We start from the raw sequence: 21,714 nt of genomic DNA, 5'->3' as shown, positions 1-21,714 counted from the left end.
ATCACACCTCGCCGGAATGAAATCTATCCAGAAACTCCCTGCGGAATTCTTCAAAACGATCCTGATTAATTGCATCACGAATCTGATGAATCATGTCATTTAAGAAATACAGGTTATGGTAGCTTGCAAGCATTGAAGAAAGAATTTCCTGTTCCCTGAAAATATGTCTGAGATATGCACGGCTGTAAGTTCTGCATACCTTGCAGTTACATTCAGGATCAACGGGAGTAAAGTCATGCTCATAACGTTTCTGTTTAATTGAAACCATTCCCTTTCTTGTAAAGTACATACCGTGACGGGCAATACGTGTAGGCTGAACACAATCAAACATATCAATTCCGTCTGCAACTGCTTCAAAAATATATTCAGGCGTACCGATTCCCATAACATAGCGGGGCTTGCTTCTGGTAATATACTGAACCGTATACTGAAGTTTTTCTGCAAAAACATCTGCAGGCTCACCGACACTTAAGCCGCCGATTGCAAGACCGGGAGTATCAAGTTCACTTACAAACTGAGCGCTTTCTTTGCGAAGATCATCAAAGAAGTTTCCCTGAACTATAGGAAAAAGAACTCCTTTGTATCCGTTCTCCTGCTGCTTTTTCCATTCAGCTACGGCACGGTTAGCCCAGTCTGTGGTTATCTGAAGAGCCTTCTCTGCCTCTTTTCTCTTTACATCATATCCGGTACATACATCCAGCTGCATCTGTATGTCTGAATTAAGTTTTGTCTGAGTCTGAACAACATTCTCAGGAGTAAAATAATGTTTGCTTCCGTCAATGTCGCTTCTGAAAGTAATTCCATTCGGATCAATTTTTCTGAGTTTAGAAAGTGACCATACCTGGAATCCTCCCGAATCGGTTAAAAAATTCCTGTTCCATTTTGTAAAGCCGTGAAGTCCTCCGCCTTCCTGAACAATATCAGCACCAGGACGAAGATACATGTGATATGTATTTGCAAGGATGATTTCAAATCCCATTTCTTCCAGAGAATCCTTATCAACGGCCTTTACGGTTCCTTTTGTACCAACAGGCATAAATACAGGAGTCTGAACATCTCCATGAGGCAGATGAATTACTCCGGTACGGGCCAGGGAATTTTTACATTCATGATGTACTTCAAAAAAATTCTTTATCATATTCCAATCCTATAAAAATTAAGTTCTTGCATATTTTAAGAGAACAATACTTATGACAATAAATAAAAATACCGGGAACCAGGCCCCGAACAGAGGCGGGATAGTTCCAAACTTTGCCATAAGCATGGTTATCATCTGAGTTACATAAAATAAAACAACTGAAAGTATACTTAGAAACAAACTTATTATAAGAACATTTTTTCTCGTCTTTCCGCTAAGTCCTACGGCAAGAAAGACAACAATAACCAGAACAAAAGGAAATGAAAACTTCTTATAATATACGGACTTTGCTTCCGAACTCGGCAGGCCGGCTTTTTCAAGATGCCTTATATAAGCCCGGGCCTCCTCAGTGTTAACTGTTTCTACGGAAATAGTATTATTCCTGAAAGTCTCAGGACTCTCCGTAAGCCGCTTTATCAGTTCCTGATCAAGTCCCTTTATTTTTACATTACCGTCTTCATAAGAATACTGTGTTGCCCCGGACAAAACCCAGTGATCCGTCTGATAGCTTGCATTGTCTGCAACAATTATTGCCTGAAGATTTTTATTTTCATCCCGGAACATAATGTAAACAGTAAAAAGTCTCTTCAAGGAATCATCATAATATTCAGCCTGATAAATAATGCGTCCGCCCTCAGCCATGATTACAATATTATCATTGTTCATGTTCTTTTCGGTTTTCAAAACTTTTTTCTGCAGGGCTTCTTTTTTGGCAAATGTTTTTACTACAAGATTGTTTTCCAGAAAAAACATCCCGAAACTCATAAACACTGCAACGATAAGAAGAGGCGCAGCAAACTTAAATAAAGAAACTCCTGAAGCAAAAACAGCCAGCAGTTCATTTCTTGCATAAAAATCGCTGAGCATGTATGCCGTTGCAAAAAGCATGGCAATGGGAAGAGCATACCAGACGGTTTTAGGAAGATACAGAAGCATGATGTGCCCTACGGTTTTTGAAGGAACAGACTTTGAAATATAACTCCACAGATTCATTAAAAGATCTGTAAGCATGAGGACCAGAATAAAAAACAAAAGTGAACCTAAAAAAATTCCAAAGAACTTTTTAAGCATATATACCACAAGCTTCATTTTCTTCTCAGCCTCAGATAAAGAATAAATCCAACAATACCTATAAAGAAGTTAGGTCCCCACATCATCCAGAAACCGTTATAACCGCTTCTCAAACCGAACATCTGTCCTAAAATATTTGCCGCCCAGTACATGACGGAAATTATTATTCCAAAAATAAGGCCTAAAGTCTGACCGTCTTTTTTTCCAAAAACAAGAGCAAGAGGAAAAGCAAGTATAGCAAAAAAAATGGAACCGAAAGGAACGGAAAACTTTTTATTATATTCAAGGATATAAGTATTCAGCTGCTTGCTGTTTACATTAGTAAGGGCCTTCATCCGGTTTATTTTCTTTTTTAAGTCACTGCTGGTCATTTCCCGGGGAGCAATCTGCTGATTTGTATCTATGATTGAATCCTCAAAAACATTGAGGCGCAGTTCATCAGAAACAATTACATCAAAATCCCTCTTAGTATTTTTATTCATCATGAGAACCACAGGAGAAGTCATATCCAGTTCCATGAGAACTCCGTCATGGGTAGATTTTTTTACAACCGCATCTTTAGAAACAATAAAACGCTGATCCTTTGCTTCCTTTACGTCAAAGAAAACAAGATCACTTACATGCTGCTTATCAACTTCTCCGATTATAAGGGTAGAATCATTAAGCCTCTTTATTGAATTTGATTCAAGCTCAACGGCAGGATTTGAAACGATTATGGATTTATACAGTCTGTTGAATTTCAGTGTACCCAGCGGAAGAAAATAATCATTCATTACAAAACTGAAAAGAGAAATAAGCATTCCCATTATAAGGACAGGAACAAGAAGAATCCCATAACGATGACCGGTTGCCCTGAGAATAAGAACTTCATTATCAGTAACCATGCGTCCCAGACACATAAGGAATCCTACAAGAGTTGCAAAAGGAGCACTTTGAGAAACAACTCCCGGCATGCAGTAAACTATAAGCTGCAGAACATATTTTACGGGAACCCTTTTCTTTAAAACCGTTTCGGCCATCAGCAGCAGCTGATTGACAAAAAAAACTACAAAGAAAAAAAGAAAGCAGACAAAAAAATATACAAAAAGTTCTTTTGCAATATACCGCACCATTACAAATCTTTTTACAGCCTGCATCCTGTATATGCGGTCGGCAAAATAACACATGTATTTATGATCCGAACGTTTTCTTGCAATAATAAAACCAAAAACGAAAATCCACTTCAGCAGCCTGAAATTAGAAACTCTGGAATCAAGAATTCCTTTAAATCCAAGATATTTAATAGAAGAGAATATTCGTTTTATATATGCAGAAAGTCCGAATGAAAACATTTTTTATTTTGATGCAACTCCAGTACTTCCAAAACCACCGCTTCCACGTTCCGTTTCAGAAATATCCTCTGCAGGAATAAAATCTCCAAGAGTAACAGGTGCAACTACAATCTGAGCAATACGGTCTCCAGGATTTACAGTAAAATCTTCCTCTCCGAAATTTGCAAGAAGAACCTTAAGTTCTCCCCTGTAATCACTGTCAATTGTTCCAGGAGTATTTAAAACAGTTACACCATTCTTAAAAGCAAGACCGCTTCTAGGCCTTACCTGTATTTCATATCCTTCAGGAATCTCAAAAAAAAGTCCTGTTCCCACAAGAGCCCTGCAGCCTTTTTTTATGACGAGTGATGAATTTGCACAGACATCAGCTCCCGCTGCTCCCGCAGTTTTATAGCACGGAAGCACAGCTCCTTCTGAAACCTTACAGTTAATCTTTATTTTCTGCTGCATGATATTTCCTTTTTATTTTTTTTAGAAAGCTTAGGACCGTATACAATCAAAGCCTTTCTTGAATCCACAATAAGCTTGCGAATCAGTTCCATTATATCATTTTTTGTAACGGCTCGTATACATTCAACCGTCCGTGCCGTATCATGCAGGGTAAATCCCAGTGAAAAATTTTTCTGATTGCGTTTAAGGATGTACTCCATGTCATTGGAAGCCAGTATTTCTTCACCGCAAACATGCTCAATGGCAGCATCAACTTCATCCTGAGTTATTCCTTCTGACAAAAGCTTTTCGATTTCTTCCTGCAGGAGAACGGAGGTTTTAACAGCATTATCTTCTTCCGTTGAAGCACTGGCACACCATGCGGCGGCATTTTCGTAATAGGTAAAAAAACTGAAAACAGAATAGCACAGACCGTTTTTTTCTCTGAGCGATTCAAACAGGCGGCTGCTCATTGTATCACCGGTAAGCGCATTGAATACCAGCATGGCAAAACTTTCTTTTTCCGTTAGCGGCATGACAAAAGGATACATAAGATAAATCTGACACTGACTGAAAGAAGATTTCTTAAAATCATAACCTGCATTCCATTCAACAGGATTCTCAAAATGCTTTTCCTGAGGATACATCAGAAATTTTTTATGAAGAGGCAGTTTCTCAAGAAGCTTTCTTACTTCATCCAGGCAGAATTTACCGGTAATAAAAACACTAAGTTCTCCGTGAGAAAAATACCGGTCATACCAGTCCATAATCTGAGAACGCTTTATTGATTCAACCTGAGCAATAGTACCGCCTATGGAGCTGCTTAAACTTTTATCTTTCCATACAAAACCGGCAGCTTCATCAAGGGCACATTCTTCCGAATCATCTTCAAGAGACGCAATTTCACTTTGAACAACTCTTTTTTCTTTTATGAATTCTTCTTCCGGAAAACAACTCTCCGTACTCATGTCACATAAAATTTCAACAGCTCTTTTTATATTGTCCTTAATATCAGGAACCAGTGCGTAAAGACAGACATTTTCTCTTTCTGTAAAAGCATTTACCACGGCACCCATTCTGTCAAAAGTTCTGGTTATGTCTGCGTTGGTACGGGAAGAAGTTCCTTTAAATAGAAGATGTTCCGTAAGATGAGAAATTCCCCGCTCAGATTCAGATTCAAACCTGCTGCCGATATTAAAATAAAATGCAACCGCTGCAGAATTTGCTCCCCCCACCTCTTCGGAAACAAGAACGACATTATTCTGCAAAACTTCTTTTTTTATCATAGGAAGGTAAACTATATACGATTTTTCCGATGGAAACAATATAATGTTAAATATCAGAAAGCAAATTGCATACAACAAAACAATTCAGTACAATATATAGCAAATGTTGGAGGCATATATATGAAGGTTTTAGTTATTGGTGGAGCCGGCTACATCGGCAGTCATGTCGTTAAAGAAATGATGAAGGCTGGACATAAAGTAACAGTATTTGACAACTTATCAAGCGGACTTCGCTGCAATCTCTTCCCTGAGAACGATTTCATTCACGGAGATATTCTCATTCCTTCAGAAATCGATGCAGCTTTTGCTCAGGGCTTTGACGGTTTCGTTCATCTTGCAGCATACAAGGCAGCAGGAGAATCTATGGTAAAACCGGAAAAGTATTCCGTAAACAATATCACAGGAACCCTTAACATCATGAATGCAGCCGTAAAATACAACTGCAAATACATGGTATTCTCTTCTTCCGCAGCAACTTTCGGAGAACCTCAGTATCTTCCTCTTGATGAAAATCATCCGCAGAAACCTATCAACTACTACGGATTTACAAAACTCAAGATTGAAGAATTCATGAGCTGGTACGATCAGCTTAAAGGACTTAAATTTGCAGCACTCCGCTACTTCAATGCAGCAGGTTATGATCCTGAAGGTGTAATCCGCGGACTTGAACAGAAACCGGAAAATCTTCTTCCAAGAGTTATGGAAGCAGCTCTTGGTCAGAGAGAACTTAAGATTTTCGGAACTGACTATGATACCCGTGACGGAACCTGTATCCGTGACTATGTACATGTAACAGACCTTGCAAGGGCACACGTTATGGCACTTGAATACATTTCAAAGAAAAACGAAAGCCTTATGCTTAACCTTGGAACTGAAAAAGGAACAACCGTTAAAGAAATCATTGAGGCTGCACGCAAGATTACCGGAAAAGAAATCAAGGCAGAAGAAGTTGCGCGCCGTCCGGGAGATCCGGCAAGCCTTTACACAACATCTAAAAAAGCAAAAGAGCTTCTTGGATGGGAACCAAAGTATTCAGATGTAGAAACACTTGTAAAGACAACATGGGATGTCTACACTAAATAAATACTGAGATTTCAGCAGAAACAATAAAAAGCTGTTCACTTCAAAAGCGGACGGCTTTTTTTAGCTATAAATCATTTACCGGAGGAATTAAAAATGTCACTGGAATTTGACCAGTTAAAAAACTGGATTTCTGAACACACACGCGATATGGTTGAATTAGAAACCATGCTTACAAAATGCAAGGCTCTTGCTCCTGAAAACGGCGGTGACGGAGAATGGGAAAAGTGCCGGGCAATTGAAGAATATCTTAAATCTGCAGGAATTAAAAATCTCGAACATTATGATGCTCCCGATTCAAGAGTAAAAGAAGGAAGCCGCCCTAACCTCATAGCAACTATTCCCGGAAATAAAGACGATTATGCAATATGGGTATGTGCCCACATGGATGTTGTTCCTGTAGGAGAATTAAGCGCATGGAATACTGATCCATGGACTGTAACTGAAAAAGACGGAAAAATTTACGGACGCGGAGTTGAAGACAATCAGCAGGGACTGTGTTCCGGCGTTCTGGCAGCTTTAAGTTTCGTAAAGCAGCACATAATTCCTGAACATACAATCAAACTTCTCTTTATGGCAGATGAAGAAGTCGGTTCTGCATACGGAATGAATTATCTTATAAAAGAACATTTTGACATATTCGGAAAAAACGACCGCATCCTTATTCCAGACGGAGGAGATGCAAAAGGCGAAACCATAGAAATTGCAGAAAAAAATATTTTCTGGGTTGAATTCCATACAATCGGAAAGCAGTGCCACGGAAGCCGGCCTGATCTTGGCAAAAATGCAATGATAGCCGGATGCGATCTTGCCCTCAGAATTAATTCCCTTGAAAATACTTTTAATAAACAGGATCCTCTTTTTGATCCGCCTTATTCAACCTTCCAGCCTACAAAAAAACTCAGCAACGTAGACGGTGTAAACTTTATTCCGGGAGATGACGTATTCTGCTGCGACTGCCGCATTAACCCGTGCTACACCCTTGATGAAGTACGGACAGAAATGAAAAAGCAGGTAAAAGCCGTAGAAGAAAAATACGGTGTAAAAATTGAAATGAAGGAACTGCAGGCAGAAGAAAGTCCTGCAACTTCAAAAGATGCAGCTGTTGCAAAAGAACTCGCACAGGCAATCAAAACCGTACACGGAATTGAACCGAAGTTTATCGGTATCGGCGGAGGAACTGTAGCAGCAGGTTTAAGAAGCAGGGGAATTGACGCTGTAGTATGGAGTACAATGGACGAACTTGCTCACCAGCCTAACGAATACTGCATCATAAAAAACATCGGCATCGATGCAATGACAATCGCCTGGATGGCAAGCGAGATTTAAAACATGGCAGATACAGAAATCAAGACAAGAGACCAGATACCGGCTGAATATAAATGGGATCTTACAAAACTTTATGCTTCCGATGGAGAATGGGAAGCTGACCTTAAGAAGGTCCCGGAGCTTACAAAAAATTTTGTTTCTTACAAAGGCCGCCTGTCAGAAAGTGCAGACGTTCTTCTTGAAGCCCTCCATGCAGATGAAGCTTTAGACAGACAGCTTGAGAAAGTCTATCACTATGCAAGCCTTAAAAATTCTGCAGACCAGGGAGATTCCAAAGCACAGGAAGATCTTAACAGAGTAATGATGGTATATACGGAAGCTTCAAGTGCAACTTCCTTTTTTGTACCGGAACTTCTTTCTGTACCGGAAGAAAAAATTTCTCAATGGTTGCAGCAGCCTGGTTTTGAAAACTACAGAATCTACATTCAGAAAATTCTTCATGCAAAACCACATACCCTTTCAGAAAAAGAAGAACGCCTTCTTGCACTGCAGTCAGAGACGGCAGACACGGCTTCAAATACCTTCTCCCTTCTTTCTGACGTGGACCTGGACTTCGGCAGCGTAAACGTAAACGGAAAGGAAATTCCTATTACCCACAGCACCTGGAGTTCCCTTGAAGAAAACCAGGACAGAAACGTAAGAAAAGAAACCTACGAAAAATTTTACGGAGTTCACGAAAAGCATGCAAACACCCTGGCAGCCCTTTATTCAGGATCCGTAAAGCAGGATATTTTTATTGCACGGGCAAGAGGATACGGCTCTTCCCTTGAAGCCTCCCTCTACGGAGATAAGGTTCCTGTAAGCGTTTACAAAAATCTTATTGAAACTGTACACAAAAATCTTCCGGCCCTTCACCGCTATTATGCCCTGCGCAAAAAGGTTTTGGGACTGGAAGAACTCAGGCATTATGACGTTTATGTTCCCCTCGTAAAAAGCGTAAAGGTAAACCACACTTACGAAGAAGCTGTAGAAATTGTACGTAACGCCCTTTCTATTCTGGGAAAGGAATATACTGATACTCTCTGTTCCGGACTTTTAAGCGGCTGGACTGACCGTTTTGAAAATAAAGGAAAACGCAGCGGAGCATTTTCTTCCGGAGCCTATGACGGATATCCGTACATTCTTCTCAATTATAAAGAAGATTCCATAAGGGACGTATTTACCATGGCTCATGAAGGCGGACACTCAATGCACTCATGGTTCAGCGTACACAACAATCCGTTCCGCCATTATGACTACACCATCTTTGAAGCAGAAGTTGCCTCAACCTTTAATGAGGAACTTGTTTTTGAATATCTTCTCAAAAACGCAGAAAATGAAGAGATGAAAAAGTATCTTCTCAGCATGCGTGCTTCTGACATTCTTGCAACCCTGCACCGTCAGACTATGTTTGCAGAGTTTGAACTCAAATGTCACGAGATGGTAGAAAATGGAGAACCTTTAAGTACAGACACAATCCGTTCAACCTACCGTTCACTTCTGGAGCAGTATTTTGGACCTGAAATGAAGTTTGAGAAATCTTCAGATCTTGAAGGGCTGCGTATTCCTCACTTTTACAATGCCTTTTATGTCTACAAATATGCTACGGGAATTTCTGCTTCCCTTGCCCTGGCAAAGAGAGTTACTGAAGGAGGAGAAAAAGAACTTAACGATTACTTTAACTTCCTTAAGTCCGGAGGTTCAAGATATCCGATTGAAGCCCTTAAAGTCGGCGGCGTAGACATGAGCAGCACAAAACCGGTACAGGATGCCCTTGACGTTTTTGCAGGTCTTGTAGAAAAACTCGAAAACCTGCTCTGACACAGATTCATAAACTGCCTGCTGTTTTATTGAAACAACGGGCAGAATTCTTTATTATTGGTGAACTATGGATTTATTAAAGAAATTAGAAGAACTTTCACAGCGCTACAAGGTAGTAACAGAAGCCATCAATGATCCGGATCTTGTAAAAGACCAGAAAAAATACAAGGACACGATGCGCGAAAATCAGTATCTTTCTGACCTTATGGAACTTTACGCTGACTATAAAAAAGTCCTCACCGGCATCGAAGACGCAAAAATGATGATTACTGCAGAAGATGATGCAGAAATGAAAGAAATGGCCCGTGAGGAATTAAAGGAACTTGAAGAAAAGCAGCCTCAGATAGAAGAAACCATAAAACTCAAGCTTATTCCTCCTGATCCTCTTGATGAAAAAAACATCATTCTTGAAATCCGTTCCGCCGCAGGAGGAGACGAGGCTTCTCTGTTTGTCCGCGACATGTGGGAAATGTACTGCCACCTTTGCGAAAAGAAAGGCTGGAAATATGAAACCATGGAAGCTCAGGAAACTGAAGTTGGAGGATTCAACAAAATCGTTACTTCCATTACAGGTAAGTTCGTATACGGAACCCTCCGCTTTGAATCAGGAGTTCACCGCGTACAGAGGGTTCCTGCAACAGAAAGCCAGGGTCGTCTTCAGACTTCAACAGTAACGGTTGCCGTACTTCCGGAAGCAGAAGAAGCTGACATTAAAATTAATCCGGGAGACGTCCGCGTTGACGTAATGCGTGCCGGTGGACCGGGAGGACAGTGTGTAAATACAACAGACTCAGCAGTCCGTCTTACCCATATTCCTACAGGTATCGTTGTTATCCAGCAGGATCAGAAAAGCCAGATTAAAAATAAAGAAAAAGCATGGCAGGTTCTCCGTGCAAGGCTCTTTGATCTTGAACAGAGCAAACTTGATGCAGAGCGTTCAGCTTCAAGAAAAAGCATGATCGGAAACGGAGACCGTTCTGAAAAAATAAGAACCTATAACTATCCTCAGGACCGTGTTACTGATCACCGCATAAATTTAAGCGTGCATAATCTTCCAGGCTTCATGATGGGCAATATGGATGAAATGCTTGATGCCCTTAACGTTTATGCAAAAGAAGAAAAGTTCAACGAAATTGATGCTTAAAAATCTGAGATGACGGTTTTACAGGCAAAAATTTACGGAAAAAACAAACTTACGGCTTCTCCTTCCCCTCAGCTGGATACGGAAGTTATACTTCAGCATGTAACGGGCCTTGATAAAACGAGGCTCCTTTTTGAACGGGACACAGAACTTTCACCTGAGCAGGAGAAGTCATTCCTTGAAAGCATAAACTTAAGGAGTACAGGACTTCCTGTTGCCTACATCATTTCTGAAAAAGAATTCTACGGGTACAATTATTACGTAACTCCTGATGTACTCATTCCAAAACCTGATACAGAAATACTTGTAGAAAAAGCAGTGGAAATTCTTGATGAAAAAATCAATTCAAAACTTCACAGCGGAATTCTTTCGATATGCGACATGTGCACTGGAAGCGGATGCGTAGGTTTAAGCATTTTAAAATATTCCCTTGAGCACAAAATAATTCCGGAACATAACATTCCCCTTTTAATTCTTGCGGACATAAGCAGTGCAGCCCTTAATATCGCAAGAAAAAATGCTGCCAGACTCTTTACACCGGAAGAAGCTGCAAACATAAGATTCATTCAGACAAATCTTTTTGATTCCGTACCGGGAAACTTTGACATTATAGTTTCAAATCCGCCGTATATTCCTGCAGAAGAAGTAAGAAATCTTTTAACGGACGGAAGAAATGAACCTGTTCTGGCCCTGGACGGAGACATTGACCTTAACGGAAATCCAACCCTACAGAACGACGGTCTTGGGATAATGAGGAACCTTGTACCTCAGGCAGTATCCAGACTTACAGCAGGCGGTGCCCTTCTGTGTGAAAGCGGAGAATACAATGCACAGGAAACGGAAGAGCTATTCAGGCAGAACGGACTTACCCGTACAAAAATCCACAGAGACCTGGAAGGACAGCTGAGGGTTACGGAAGGATTTAAAAACTTCAGCGAATCTTTCTAAATTTGTTCTTTTCTATCTGAAGAGTCTTTGCTTTCTGCTTTTCTGCTGCAATCTTTAAATCAGCCCTGGAAGGTTCCTGCTGAGGTTTTCCCACCGCCCAGCTTACCTCAATCATTCTGTTTTCAATATTCGGAATGCGCAGAAATGTCATGCAGCCGGCACAATGAACGACCAGACCTTTCTTATGAGACATATAAGCTACAATAGGATCACCAGGCTGAGGCTTACAGCACTGGGCAATATTAACAAGAAAATTATCCAGTCCTTCTACACGGATTTTTCCGGTATAAGCCGTCTGATTTTTCTTTGACGAGCCTTTTTTCTTTTTTTCTTCAGCAAGCTTTTCTGCCACCTGTTTTGAATGAAGGGTATTGGCAATTATTTCTGCCTGCCGTTTTGCTTCTGCTTCCTTATCAATAAAAGTAGGATCATTTTCCACAAGCCAGCTGTGTATCTTCTGTCTTGCCTTTGAAGTATGAACCGCCTTAAGCTGTGCCTGTGTAGGATGCGCCTGGGGATTTGTAAGAATCTCTACAATCTGTGTATTTTTTAAGGGAGCCGTAAGCTGAATTATTTTTCCATCCGCCTTTGCACCGATAATCTTCTCGCCTACTCCAGAGTGAATTGCATAAGCAAAATCTATGGCATTTGCCCCCATAGGAAGTTCCTTTACGTCGCCCATAGGAGTAAATACATAAATTGAGTCACCAAGAAGTTCGTTCTTCAGTTCCGTAAAAAAGTTTTCGTCAGTAAGATGTTCATCCCGAAGGGCCCTCAGCTGATTAATGATGCTTAAATCTTCAGCTTTAACCATATCATGGTTTGTTCCCTTCTTATAAAGCCAGTGAGACGCAACTCCGTGTTCTGCAACGTTATGCATTGCATAAGTACGGATCTGAATTTCAAGAGGATGTCCTTCACAGATTACGGTCGTATGGAGAGACTGATATCCGTTAGGCTTAGGCATTGCAATATAATCCTTAAAGCGTCCGTCCATCGGCTTCCAGATACCGTGAACGATTCCAACCAGAGTATAACATTCTGCATTGGTTTCGCAGAGAATTCTGAGGGCAAAAAGGTCATAAAGTTCATCAACCCCTTTATTGCGCTTTCTCATCTTCTGATAAATCGAATAAAAATGTTTTGCCCGGCTTTTTATCTGAACGTTAATTCCAAGCTTTTCTGTAGCCGTATAAATTTTCTTTACAGCCCGTTCAAGATATTCAGAGCGTTCTGCTTTCTTTGAGGCAACAATTGTCTTTATCTGCTGAAATACTTCAGGATTGCTGTACTTAAGGCTGAGATCCTCCATCTCGCTTTTAACGTCACTCATACCAAGCCTGCTGGCAAGAGGACACCAGATGTCTATAACTTCTTTTGCAACCGCACGCTGCGCTTCTTCACTTACCGATTTTAAATTACGCATGCGGTCCAGTCTGTCTGCAAGCTTTACGAGAATTACCCTTATGTCATCAACCATGGCAAAAAGCATTTTTCTGATTGCATCTGCCTGCTGAAGAGTCTGACTTTTAATTTTAAGGTTTGTGATTTTAGAAGTTCCCCTGCAGATTCTTGCGATTTCACTTCCAAACCTGGATTCAACTTCGTCCATACAGTCCGGAACGGCCTCCTCAATGTTATGAAAAAAACCGGCAGCAATAGCTTCATATCCAAGCCTGCTTTCTGCAAGAATTGCCGCAACCCTCATGGGATGAAGGTAATAAGGCTTACCGCACTTACGCTTTAATTCATAAGTTTTTGAAATTAAATATTCCCATGCAGTACGAATTTTTTCTTTATCTTCTTCAGAATAGTTTTCACCATACCTTGAAAAGAAAGTATTTATGAGAATATCCGGATCCGTAACTGTAGTATTAGTTTCAAAGGTTTCTTCTGCCATCCTTAAAACTATACAACGTTACGCACATAAATTACAAGGAATAAAAATCCACTCACCTCAAAAAAAACTGAAGTCTCAGAAAATTAGAATCAGTTATTTTTGTAAGCAGCAAGATAGTCCCTGGAAAGAAGGCTGCTGACCGTCTGACGGGTCATAAGGGTTTCTTTTGCACAGATAAGTCCATAATGAACGCACTGCTTTACGTTTTCTCCCGTAAGATGTCCCGTAAGGAATCCTGAAGCAAGGGCATCGCCGGCCCCGATAGTATCTACAATTTTATACGGAGTATAAGGAGGAGCATTATAGGTTTCTCCATCAATACGAACCATAACGCCCCTGTCTTCAAAAGTTATGATGAAATCCTTATAACCCAGTGCCTGCATTTTATCAGCCGTTTCTAAAACAGGATCTGCCTTCTCTCCGATAATAGCCTTTGCCTCATGTTCATTACAGGCAAACAGATTTATGAGGGAAGAATACTTCATTGTCTTACGGGCAATATCAGGAGCCGTTGCATTCTGGAAAATAAAAATATCGGGATTATCTTTCTTAAAGGCATAAATATCTGCAAAAGTCTCTTCGCTTAAATTTGAATCCAGGACAAGAACTTTTATGTTTTCTTTCTTTATGAATTCTTTTATCGTTTCATCAAATACTATTTCACTAAGAATCTTTGTACTGTAAATACAGGAAGAATGGGAATTAGGTTTTGACATTACGGAAAACAAAGCAGTCTCATGTGTATGACTTACCCGCAGAAGTTCCGTGTTGATATTCTCGGCTTCAAGTCCATGCCTGAGATAATCTCCAAAAATATCATTTCCCACAACAGAATAAATATATGTATCAAAACCAAGATGCTTAAGATTTATTGCCATTCCCCGGCCTACACCGCCAGGAACAAGTTCAATGGTTCCGTCACGATAAGCTTCCGTATCATCGTCCAGCATGCTGAATGCCTTTATATCTACCGAAACGTTTCCAATGCACAAAATCTTCTGCTGCTTTTCCATAAAAAACAAAACTCCCGTTTTTTTATTATTTTTTTTTACGCACTGAAAGTTCAGCGGCCTGTATCCCTGATTTTTCCTTCAACATATTCAGGATTTTTTGATCTGAGCAGTGTTCCATCAGGAATTTCTTCACCTGTATATATTACGCAGGGATGATCTGCACAAACCCAGTTATACACTTCACCTGTATTTGGATTTACAAGTTTAAAATCATCAAAAGTTATACGTTTTCCGTTAATGTCAGGACTTACGAGCTCAAGTTCCGTATTTTTATCAATCATGTTAAGCGCCGTAAGGGGATACATCTTCCAGCCTTCTTTCGGAAGAACATAAGGAAGATACTTGTCAGGCATTTTTTCTACCCTGAGATCAAAGGCTTTTTTTGCCTGTTCGCACATTCCGTTATATTCATCGTCACGTATTTTCTTCATTTCGGCAGCTTTATTCAATATCCACTGCTGCTGTTCTTCAGAAACCGCAGAGGAAATTTCTGCCGCAAGTTCCCACGGACTGTCACTGGCACCGCTTACGGTTTTATCAGCTTCGGTTTTATCAAAATAAAATGCAGTAGTAAAGGCACGGTGACTTACCTTATAAAGCTCATCAATAAAAGGTCTGGCCTGTTCGTCTGAAATTTTTCCTTCAAGGGCATCAAGAGCTTTTCTGTAGGCACGGGTAATCATGGCTACATAATATACGCTCTTCATTCTTCCCTCTATTTTAAGGGAATCAACCCCGGCTTTCTTTAATTCTGCAAGATGATCTATCATGCACAGATCTTTTGAAGAAAGAACCGCAGTAAAATTTTCACCTTCATAAACCGGAAAATACTCATCCGACCTTTTATGTTCCCTCAGAACAAGATCTCCTGACTGAGCAATTGTCTTTCCGATATCACCGGGAGCCATGACATCATAGTCCCAGCGGCAGGTATGTGAACAGAAACCGCTCTGGGCACTGCGGCCATTTAAATAGGCACTCATAAGGCAGCGGCCTGCATATGCAATGCACATTGCTCCGTGAACAAAACATTCAATTTCCATATCAGGAACGGCATCTTTTATTTCTGCAATCTCTTTTAACGAAGCTTCACGCCCCATTACAACCCTCTTAAAGCCGATGGACTTATACATTTTAACGGCTTCACGGTTCATGCAGCTTGCCTGAGTAGAAAGATGAAGTTCTGCGTCAGGAAAATGCTTCTGAAGTATTGGAACAATTCCCAGATCCTGAACAATAAAAGCGTCTATGGGATACTGCTTAAAATATTCTATTTCAGAAATAAGCCTGTCAATTTCATCATTATGAAAAGAAATATTAAGGGCACAGTGAAGTCTCTTTCCGGGAAACTTCTGCTTAAGTTCCTGTACTTTTTTATATTCATCCTGGTAAAAATTATCTGCCTTTACCCTGAGGGAAAAATTTTTAAGTCCGATATAAGCGGCATCTGCTCCATAGGTATAGCAGTATTTTAATTTGTCTACATTTCCGGCAGGTGATAAAAGTTCTATTCCGTCATTCATATATAATCCTGTAAAACCATTGTTTCATAAACATCAGAAATTTTTCTGACATCAGTCCATTACATTATTTCTTTTAAGGATGAGCTCTCTTTCTTTACGCTCAGATTCACTCTCTGATTTTTGAGAAAGATATTCTCCTATTCTGTTTACTGCAAGATGAGACTCTTTAAGATATTCATCCGCAAGCTGAAACATAAACATCATGTCGTCAACTACATCAAGAGTACATTCAACTCCGCATCGTTCCAGCATGTCTTCAAAGGCTTTTGTCTGTTCAAGGAAAAGCTCCCTTGAGCCGCACTGAATGTAAACAGGAGGAAACTTTGAAATAAAATCCCTTTCCATTTTTAAAGGCGAAATCTGCGGGTTGGAATAATTAGATTCGTAAGTATAGAATTCTATGGCACGGCGAAGTTCTTCTGCATTAAGAACCTCGTCTTTTGCATGACGGTTAAAAACATAACTGTCAGGAGAAAAATCCAGCCACGGAGAAAAGAGCAGAATGGTAGAAATCCTGCTGAAACTCTTTTCCGGTAATCCCTGCAGTACACCGAAAGCAAGGCTTGCACCGCTGGAATCTGCTGCTACTGTAAGGTTAAGGTCACTTTTTTTATTTTTAAGGCTGCATTCTATTTCTTCCTGAATGAAAAAACTTCTGAATACACTCTGAAGATCTTCAATTCCGGAAGGAAAGGAATATGCAGGAGGAAGCCTGAAATCCGGAACAAGAACCCGGCAGTTAGAGGCATTGGCAAGAGTTGCCGCAAAGGATCTGTATGATGCGGAAGAACCGCCTACAAAACTTCCGCCATGAATGTATATCATGACTTTTCCGGAAGTATACATTTCAGGAATAAGCATGTCACACATGACACCGCCGTAATCCCGTCTGGAACACTCTACGTTATTAGGAAGAAATACGGAAGAAAATGTATCTTCTATTTTAGCGCGGAATTTTTCTACTTCACCCTTCGGGCTGATAATAAGAGAACGTAATTTCTTTATAGCTGCCTTTCTGTTATTAGAGGAATCCATGACTATTCAGTATAGCAAAGTAATAGATTTTTTGCTATGCTTTAAGCATGCCAATTAAAATTGATGCGGATTTACCGGCAAGAGAAATCCTTACTAAAGAAAACATTTTCGTAATGACGGAAGACCGCGCTAAACAGCAGCAGATCCGTCCTCTTAAAATTGCCATCGTCAACCTCATGCCTACAAAGGAAGTTACGGAAACACAGCTTCTCCGCATGCTTTCAAATACTCCTCTGCAGATTGACATCTCTCTGGTTCAGATGAAGGGACATACTTCTAAAAATACTTCAAAGACCCATCTGGACAGATTCTATATTTCCTCAGACAAGCTCAAAAACAAAAAGTATGACGGCCTTATTGTAACGGGAGCCCCTGTAGAACAGCTTCCTTACGAACAGGTGGACTACTGGAATGAACTCTGCGGAATAATGGACTGGGCTAAGAAAAACGTATTCTGTACCCTCTATATCTGCTGGGGTGCAATGGCAGGACTTTATCATCTTTATGGAATCGACAAGCACGAAGTAAAAGAAAAGTTTTCCGGAATCTACTATTCAAAACTCCTCAACAGCAAGGATCCTCTCATGAGGGGATTTGACGATTACTTTCCGGTACCTACTTCCCGCTATACTTACATCAGTACCGATGAAGTAAAAAAATGCAGGGATCTTGTTCTTCTTGCAAACTCTGCCGACACGGGAATGACTATTGCAAAATCAAAAGACGGCCGCTCCATTTTCATGACAGGTCATCTTGAATATGACACGGAAACCCTTGCTACTGAATACAAGCGGGATATAAAGAAGGGCCTTAAGATAAATCCACCGCAAAACTATTTTACGGACAACGACCCGTCAAAACCGGTATATTCTACCTGGAGAAGTACGGCTCACCTTTTCTACTCAAACTGGCTTAACTATTACGTTTATCAGGAAACGCCTTACAGACTGAAAGAAATCACAAACTAAGGCTCAACATGAATGAAAGTAAGTTCATGCTTATTGTAGCCTAAGTGTACGACCCTGCTGGACGGAATTGATGCGAATTCCTTTACAAGATCCCAGTCAATTTCGCCCTGCATTTTTATCGTACAGATCATTTTTTTTGTACGACCGCTTTCAAGCCAGAGTTTTATCCAGGACAGAAGACGTTCCGGATAGCAGATGACGTCACTGAAAACCCAGTCACATTCACCTATCTGTTCAGGCAGAAGGGTAAAGGCATCATGAGCTTCAAACTTAACTTTAGGATTATTCATCAGGCTGTCTGCAAGAGGAGCCCTGTCTACGGCATAAACCTCTGAACCTAAATTTACGAGAACATAAGTCCAGCCGCCGGGACATGCACCTGCCTCAAAACACCGGGAACCTTCACCCGGAAGTTCCGTATTAAAAAAATAAGAAGCAAGGGAAAGACTCTCCTGAATCTTAAGATACGCCCGGCTGGGAGGATTTTCATGGTCTTCATTGAATATAAGGCTTCCTGCAGGAAGAGGACTTGTTGTTTCTGCAGAAGCAATCATAGTATGTTCGTCAATCAATGTATAAAGACCGATGGGAGATGAGGGAATCTTTACAGGAAAATTACGGTTCTTAAGGTTTACGTAGGGAAGTTTTTCCTGAATAAGCTGTCCCCGCCTGAAGCAGGTATACTGATAGGGAGCCCATGAGCGCTGTATGTTTTTTAAAGCAGCCGCAGCATCCCCGATGGAATCAAATTTCACCAGAAAAGGCTTTTTCATCACCGTACGGGCAAAATAAGGCACTTCATTAAAATCCTTAAGATAAATCAAATCACCGTAATGCACGGCATCTTTTAACGGTGCGGAAAAACGGCGGGTAAGTTCCGAGAGGAGCATGGATTTTTTTTCAGGAAAAGCAAGGAGGGCACTTCCTTCAAGGTTCTGTATCTGAAATGCCATTTAAATAAAACTCACGTCTGTAGTAATCAGAAGATTCTGCATCTGTGCTTCAGGAGCAAGACTCTTCATGTGTTCTATATATTCATTCAAAAGAGGAGTATCTGGAGAACGGAGTATTCTGAAACCAATATAAGTTTCGTTTGATTCATCCTTTATCCACTGAGGATGAACCACAAGATCAAGCTGCTCTACAATACCTGTATGAGAAAGATTAATCTTAACGGTATAGTCTTTTTCCATATCCACAGTGGTATTTACCGGAAAATGAACCCTGCATCCTGACAGACTGATGTCATCAAGCATTCCTGGAAAAGCACTAATTTCTTCTGCTGTCACACGGCCGACCTCATCAAAACGCTCGTCCGCTCTATGTTCTTTTTTCATAGTGAATAAAATTATGAACGTTTATTAACTGCCATGTCAAGCACCCGGGAGGGCAAAACCAGTCTGTCCTCCCTTAAATGCACTTTATTTCTGATAACCTGCAGAATCTGTGTTAATGAATCCGGCTGCAACAGCCTGAACTTCCTCAGCAGAAAGAATCCTTGAGACAACAAAAATATTATCCATGATTCCCTTGTACATAGGATCATTCCAGTTTGATTTTCCTACATAGATTCCCTTAACGGTTGCAAGAACTTTTTTAGGGCTGACACCTTTGGAAAGTTTCTGAGAAAGTTTGCCGTCAATATAAATGGCCGCATTTTTTTCTCCGAAGGTTACCGTTACAGTCGTCCATTTTCCTGTTTCCGGAAGAGGAGCAAGTACGGTTGCACTGCCTGCTGCAAGACGGAGGGCTTTTGTTGCCTGATCAAGGCCAAGCCATACATCACAGTCTGAACCGTTTCCAAAGTCAAATATGCGTTCCCAGTACGCCCAGCTTTCCGGCTTAATATTTACAGAAAAAGTAAGCCCGTCTCCCTCAAGGATTTTTTTATCCAGCTCAAGGTAATCATCACTGCCGTCAAAAACAAGGCCTTTACCTTCAAAACCATCGCCTGTAACAGGATTGCCTTTTGCAGTATAAGATTCAGTTTCTTCATCAAAAGTCAGGAATACTTCCAGAGATTTTTCTGAATTAACTGCAAACTTTTTTACAGTCTTACTTTTTGCAAAAACAGGAAGTCCTGCCATTACAACAGCTGCAGACAAAACAACAATTGATTTTAATTTCATAAGAACCACCTTTTATTTCTCTTTTGTTCTATAATAAAGCCCATAAAAAGAAATGTAAATAAAAAAAACAGGTCTTAAAAAAATGCAGTTCCCATATAATCAGTTGTCAAATCTCCGTTTTACCTGAATAAAAAAAATATTTTCTCCCTTTATTTTTTTTTATCTCCATGCTAAGAAATAGACATGACTAAACTTAATGATGTTTTTGAACATGAATTCCTTCACAAGCTTTTTAAGCTGGCACTTCCCATTGCATTCCAGAGCCTTATGCTTTCTGCAGTAGCAGCCTGCGATGCCATCATGCTTGGCAATGTTGAACAGAACATGATGTCTGCCGTTTCTCTGGCAACACAGATTCAGTTCATCCAGAACATGATTGTATTTGCAGTAATCGGTGCTGAATCTATTTTAGGAGCCCAGTACTTCGGTAAAAATGACTTTAAATCCCTTAATGATATATTCCTTATAAGCATCAGGATAAACAGCATTACCTGCATTATATTTTTCGTTCTGTGTGAATTCTTTCCGGAAAACCTTATGCTCATTTTTACGAATGAACCTGAACTTATTAAAATCGGAGCGGGCTACCTCAGGATTGCAGCCTGGTCTTACCTTATTACGGGAGTATCCCAGTGCTATCTTGCAATGATGAAAATTACGGACCATGCTTTTGAAACTGCAAAGATAAGTGCAGGAACCGTAATACTCAATATTTTTCTCAATGCCGTATTCATCTTCGGACTTTTTGGATTTGAAAAAATGAATGTAAGGGGAGCCGCCCTTGCAACTTTGATTTCAAGAATTGTTGAACTTGTATGGAGCGTTGGAGCTTCCTTTAAGAAAGAATTCGTCGCACCGGATTACAGAAAACTGTTTACATTCAATAAAGTGCTGGAAAAAGATTTTGCAAAATGCACCCTGCCCCTTTTAGGAGCATCATTGTTCTGGGGAACCGGTTTTACTTCCTATACAGCCTTCATGGGCCACTTAGGAAAGGACGCAGCAGCAGCCAATTCTGTAGCCAGTGTCGTCCGTGATCTTGTATGCTGTTTCTGTAACGGACTTGCTTCCGGAGGAGGAATTCTTGTGGGAACACAGCTGGGGGCTGGAGAACTTGAAAAAGGAAAATCTTACGGAGACAGACTGCTGATAATAGCATTTGTTTTTGGATTTGCTTCTACGGCAATAATGCTTGCCCTTACCCCTCTTGTTCTTGATTTTGTAAGGCTTACCCCTGAAGCAAGAAAACTTCTTATAGGAATGATGATCATCATGGCGGTATACATGATCGGAAGGACAGTCAATTCTATTCTCATCAACGGAATCTTTGACTGCGGAGGAGATACGCTCTTTGACGTATATTCCCTTGCAGTATGCATGTGGGGAATTGCAGTACCTCTTGCAGCAGCCGGAACCTTCCTGTTCAACTGGCCCATACTTTTAATTTATGCCTGCACCTGTCTTGATGAAGTAGGAAAAATTCCATGGGTCCTTCATCATTACAGAAAATATAAATGGGTAAAAGATTTGACGCGATAAAAGCCGGCAAAGAATGACACGGCATTAAAAAAGTGATAATATATTCATCATATT

At 40.5% G+C, this 21,714-nt stretch carries 19 protein-coding genes; 7 read left to right on the top strand and 12 right to left on the bottom strand.

The features are described from left to right. Position 1: 1 nt before the first annotated feature. Genes tgt through HNP77_RS00915 form a run of 5 tightly spaced genes read right to left on the bottom strand, consistent with a single transcriptional unit; the run spans position 2 to position 5,255 of the window. Complete coding sequence (gene tgt / locus HNP77_RS00935; protein WP_184651287.1) at positions 2-1,138, bottom strand: tRNA guanosine(34) transglycosylase Tgt; 1,137 nt, start codon at positions 1,136-1,138, stop codon at positions 2-4. Between the two features lie 18 nt (positions 1,139-1,156). Beyond that, positions 1,157-2,227 (bottom strand): LptF/LptG family permease, encoded by a 1,071-nt coding sequence (locus HNP77_RS00930; protein WP_184651286.1) that lies wholly within the window; start codon positions 2,225-2,227, stop codon positions 1,157-1,159. Further along, a complete protein-coding gene (locus tag HNP77_RS00925) occupies positions 2,224-3,540 on the bottom strand; it encodes an LptF/LptG family permease (RefSeq protein WP_184651285.1) in 1,317 nt (438 codons plus the stop codon). The genes HNP77_RS00930 and HNP77_RS00925 overlap by 4 nt, the downstream gene beginning before the upstream one ends. Positions 3,541-3,543: 3 nt before the next feature. Beyond that, complete coding sequence (gene dut / locus HNP77_RS00920) at positions 3,544-3,990, bottom strand: dUTP diphosphatase (RefSeq protein ID WP_184651284.1); 447 nt, start codon at positions 3,988-3,990, stop codon at positions 3,544-3,546. After that, positions 3,975-5,255 (bottom strand): M16 family metallopeptidase, encoded by a 1,281-nt coding sequence (locus HNP77_RS00915; protein ID WP_184651283.1) that lies wholly within the window; start codon positions 5,253-5,255, stop codon positions 3,975-3,977. The genes dut and HNP77_RS00915 overlap by 16 nt, the downstream gene beginning before the upstream one ends. Positions 5,256-5,375: 120 nt before the next feature. Here HNP77_RS00915 and galE point away from each other — a divergent pair, with 120 nt between their 5' ends. The 5 genes from galE to prmC all read left to right on the top strand — a co-directional run bounded on the left by galE (position 5,376) and on the right by prmC (position 11,553). After that, entirely contained in the window at positions 5,376-6,338 is a 963-nt protein-coding gene (gene galE / locus HNP77_RS00910; protein WP_184651282.1) for a UDP-glucose 4-epimerase GalE, read from the top strand. Between the two features lie 93 nt (positions 6,339-6,431). Next, on the top strand, positions 6,432-7,664 hold the full coding sequence (locus tag HNP77_RS00905; protein WP_184651281.1) for a M20 family metallo-hydrolase: 1,233 nt from the start codon (positions 6,432-6,434) through the stop codon (positions 7,662-7,664). Between the two features lie 3 nt (positions 7,665-7,667). Next, on the top strand, positions 7,668-9,464 hold the full coding sequence (pepF, locus tag HNP77_RS00900; RefSeq protein ID WP_184651280.1) for an oligoendopeptidase F: 1,797 nt from the start codon (positions 7,668-7,670) through the stop codon (positions 9,462-9,464). Between the two features lie 67 nt (positions 9,465-9,531). After that, on the top strand, positions 9,532-10,608 hold the full coding sequence (gene prfA, locus HNP77_RS00895; RefSeq protein WP_184651279.1) for a peptide chain release factor 1: 1,077 nt from the start codon (positions 9,532-9,534) through the stop codon (positions 10,606-10,608). A 9-nt stretch (positions 10,609-10,617) separates the two neighbouring features. Then, positions 10,618-11,553: a peptide chain release factor N(5)-glutamine methyltransferase gene (gene prmC, locus HNP77_RS00890; protein ID WP_184651278.1), complete on the top strand. Its 936-nt coding sequence runs from the start codon at positions 10,618-10,620 to the stop codon at positions 11,551-11,553. Here the strand turns inward: prmC and HNP77_RS00885 are convergent. The 4 genes from HNP77_RS00885 to HNP77_RS00870 form a co-directional block, all read right to left on the bottom strand. Next, positions 11,537-13,453, bottom strand: a complete 1,917-nt coding sequence (locus tag HNP77_RS00885) for a RelA/SpoT family protein (protein WP_184651277.1) — start codon at positions 13,451-13,453, stop codon at positions 11,537-11,539. The genes prmC and HNP77_RS00885 overlap by 17 nt on opposite strands. 89 nt (positions 13,454-13,542) lie before the next feature. Continuing rightward, entirely contained in the window at positions 13,543-14,466 is a 924-nt protein-coding gene (locus tag HNP77_RS00880) for a carbohydrate kinase family protein (RefSeq protein WP_184651276.1), read from the bottom strand. A gap of 50 nt (positions 14,467-14,516) precedes the next feature. Next, positions 14,517-15,989: a peptidase U32 family protein gene (locus HNP77_RS00875; protein ID WP_221266500.1), complete on the bottom strand. Its 1,473-nt coding sequence runs from the start codon at positions 15,987-15,989 to the stop codon at positions 14,517-14,519. Between the two features lie 51 nt (positions 15,990-16,040). Continuing rightward, positions 16,041-17,024, bottom strand: coding sequence for an alpha/beta hydrolase fold domain-containing protein (locus tag HNP77_RS00870; RefSeq protein ID WP_184651275.1), 984 nt, complete (start codon positions 17,022-17,024; stop codon positions 16,041-16,043). A gap of 47 nt (positions 17,025-17,071) precedes the next feature. Here HNP77_RS00870 and metA point away from each other — a divergent pair, with 47 nt between their 5' ends. Then, positions 17,072-17,992, top strand: coding sequence for a homoserine O-acetyltransferase MetA (metA, locus tag HNP77_RS00865; protein WP_184651274.1), 921 nt, complete (start codon positions 17,072-17,074; stop codon positions 17,990-17,992). On the opposite strand, the gene HNP77_RS00860 is transcribed toward metA, so the two are convergent. From HNP77_RS00860 to HNP77_RS00850, 3 genes are all read right to left on the bottom strand, one after another. Next, positions 17,989-18,945 (bottom strand): SAM-dependent methyltransferase, encoded by a 957-nt coding sequence (locus tag HNP77_RS00860; RefSeq protein WP_184651273.1) that lies wholly within the window; start codon positions 18,943-18,945, stop codon positions 17,989-17,991. The genes metA and HNP77_RS00860 overlap by 4 nt on opposite strands. After that, on the bottom strand, positions 18,946-19,329 hold the full coding sequence (locus HNP77_RS00855) for a PilZ domain-containing protein (protein ID WP_184651272.1): 384 nt from the start codon (positions 19,327-19,329) through the stop codon (positions 18,946-18,948). It abuts the gene before it with no gap. An 84-nt stretch (positions 19,330-19,413) separates the two neighbouring features. Further along, positions 19,414-20,121, bottom strand: coding sequence for a LamG domain-containing protein (locus HNP77_RS00850; RefSeq protein ID WP_184651271.1), 708 nt, complete (start codon positions 20,119-20,121; stop codon positions 19,414-19,416). A 183-nt stretch (positions 20,122-20,304) separates the two neighbouring features. Here HNP77_RS00850 and HNP77_RS00845 point away from each other — a divergent pair, with 183 nt between their 5' ends. Continuing rightward, on the top strand, positions 20,305-21,660 hold the full coding sequence (locus tag HNP77_RS00845) for an MATE family efflux transporter (protein ID WP_184651270.1): 1,356 nt from the start codon (positions 20,305-20,307) through the stop codon (positions 21,658-21,660). The last annotated feature ends 54 nt before the right edge of the window (positions 21,661-21,714 follow it).

The organism is Treponema rectale (genome assembly GCF_014202035.1).
Classification (GTDB): domain Bacteria; phylum Spirochaetota; class Spirochaetia; order Treponematales; family Treponemataceae; genus Treponema_D; species Treponema_D rectale.
The sequence above is the reverse complement of the archived record's forward strand: the minus strand, read 5'-3'. Positions and strand labels throughout refer to the sequence as shown.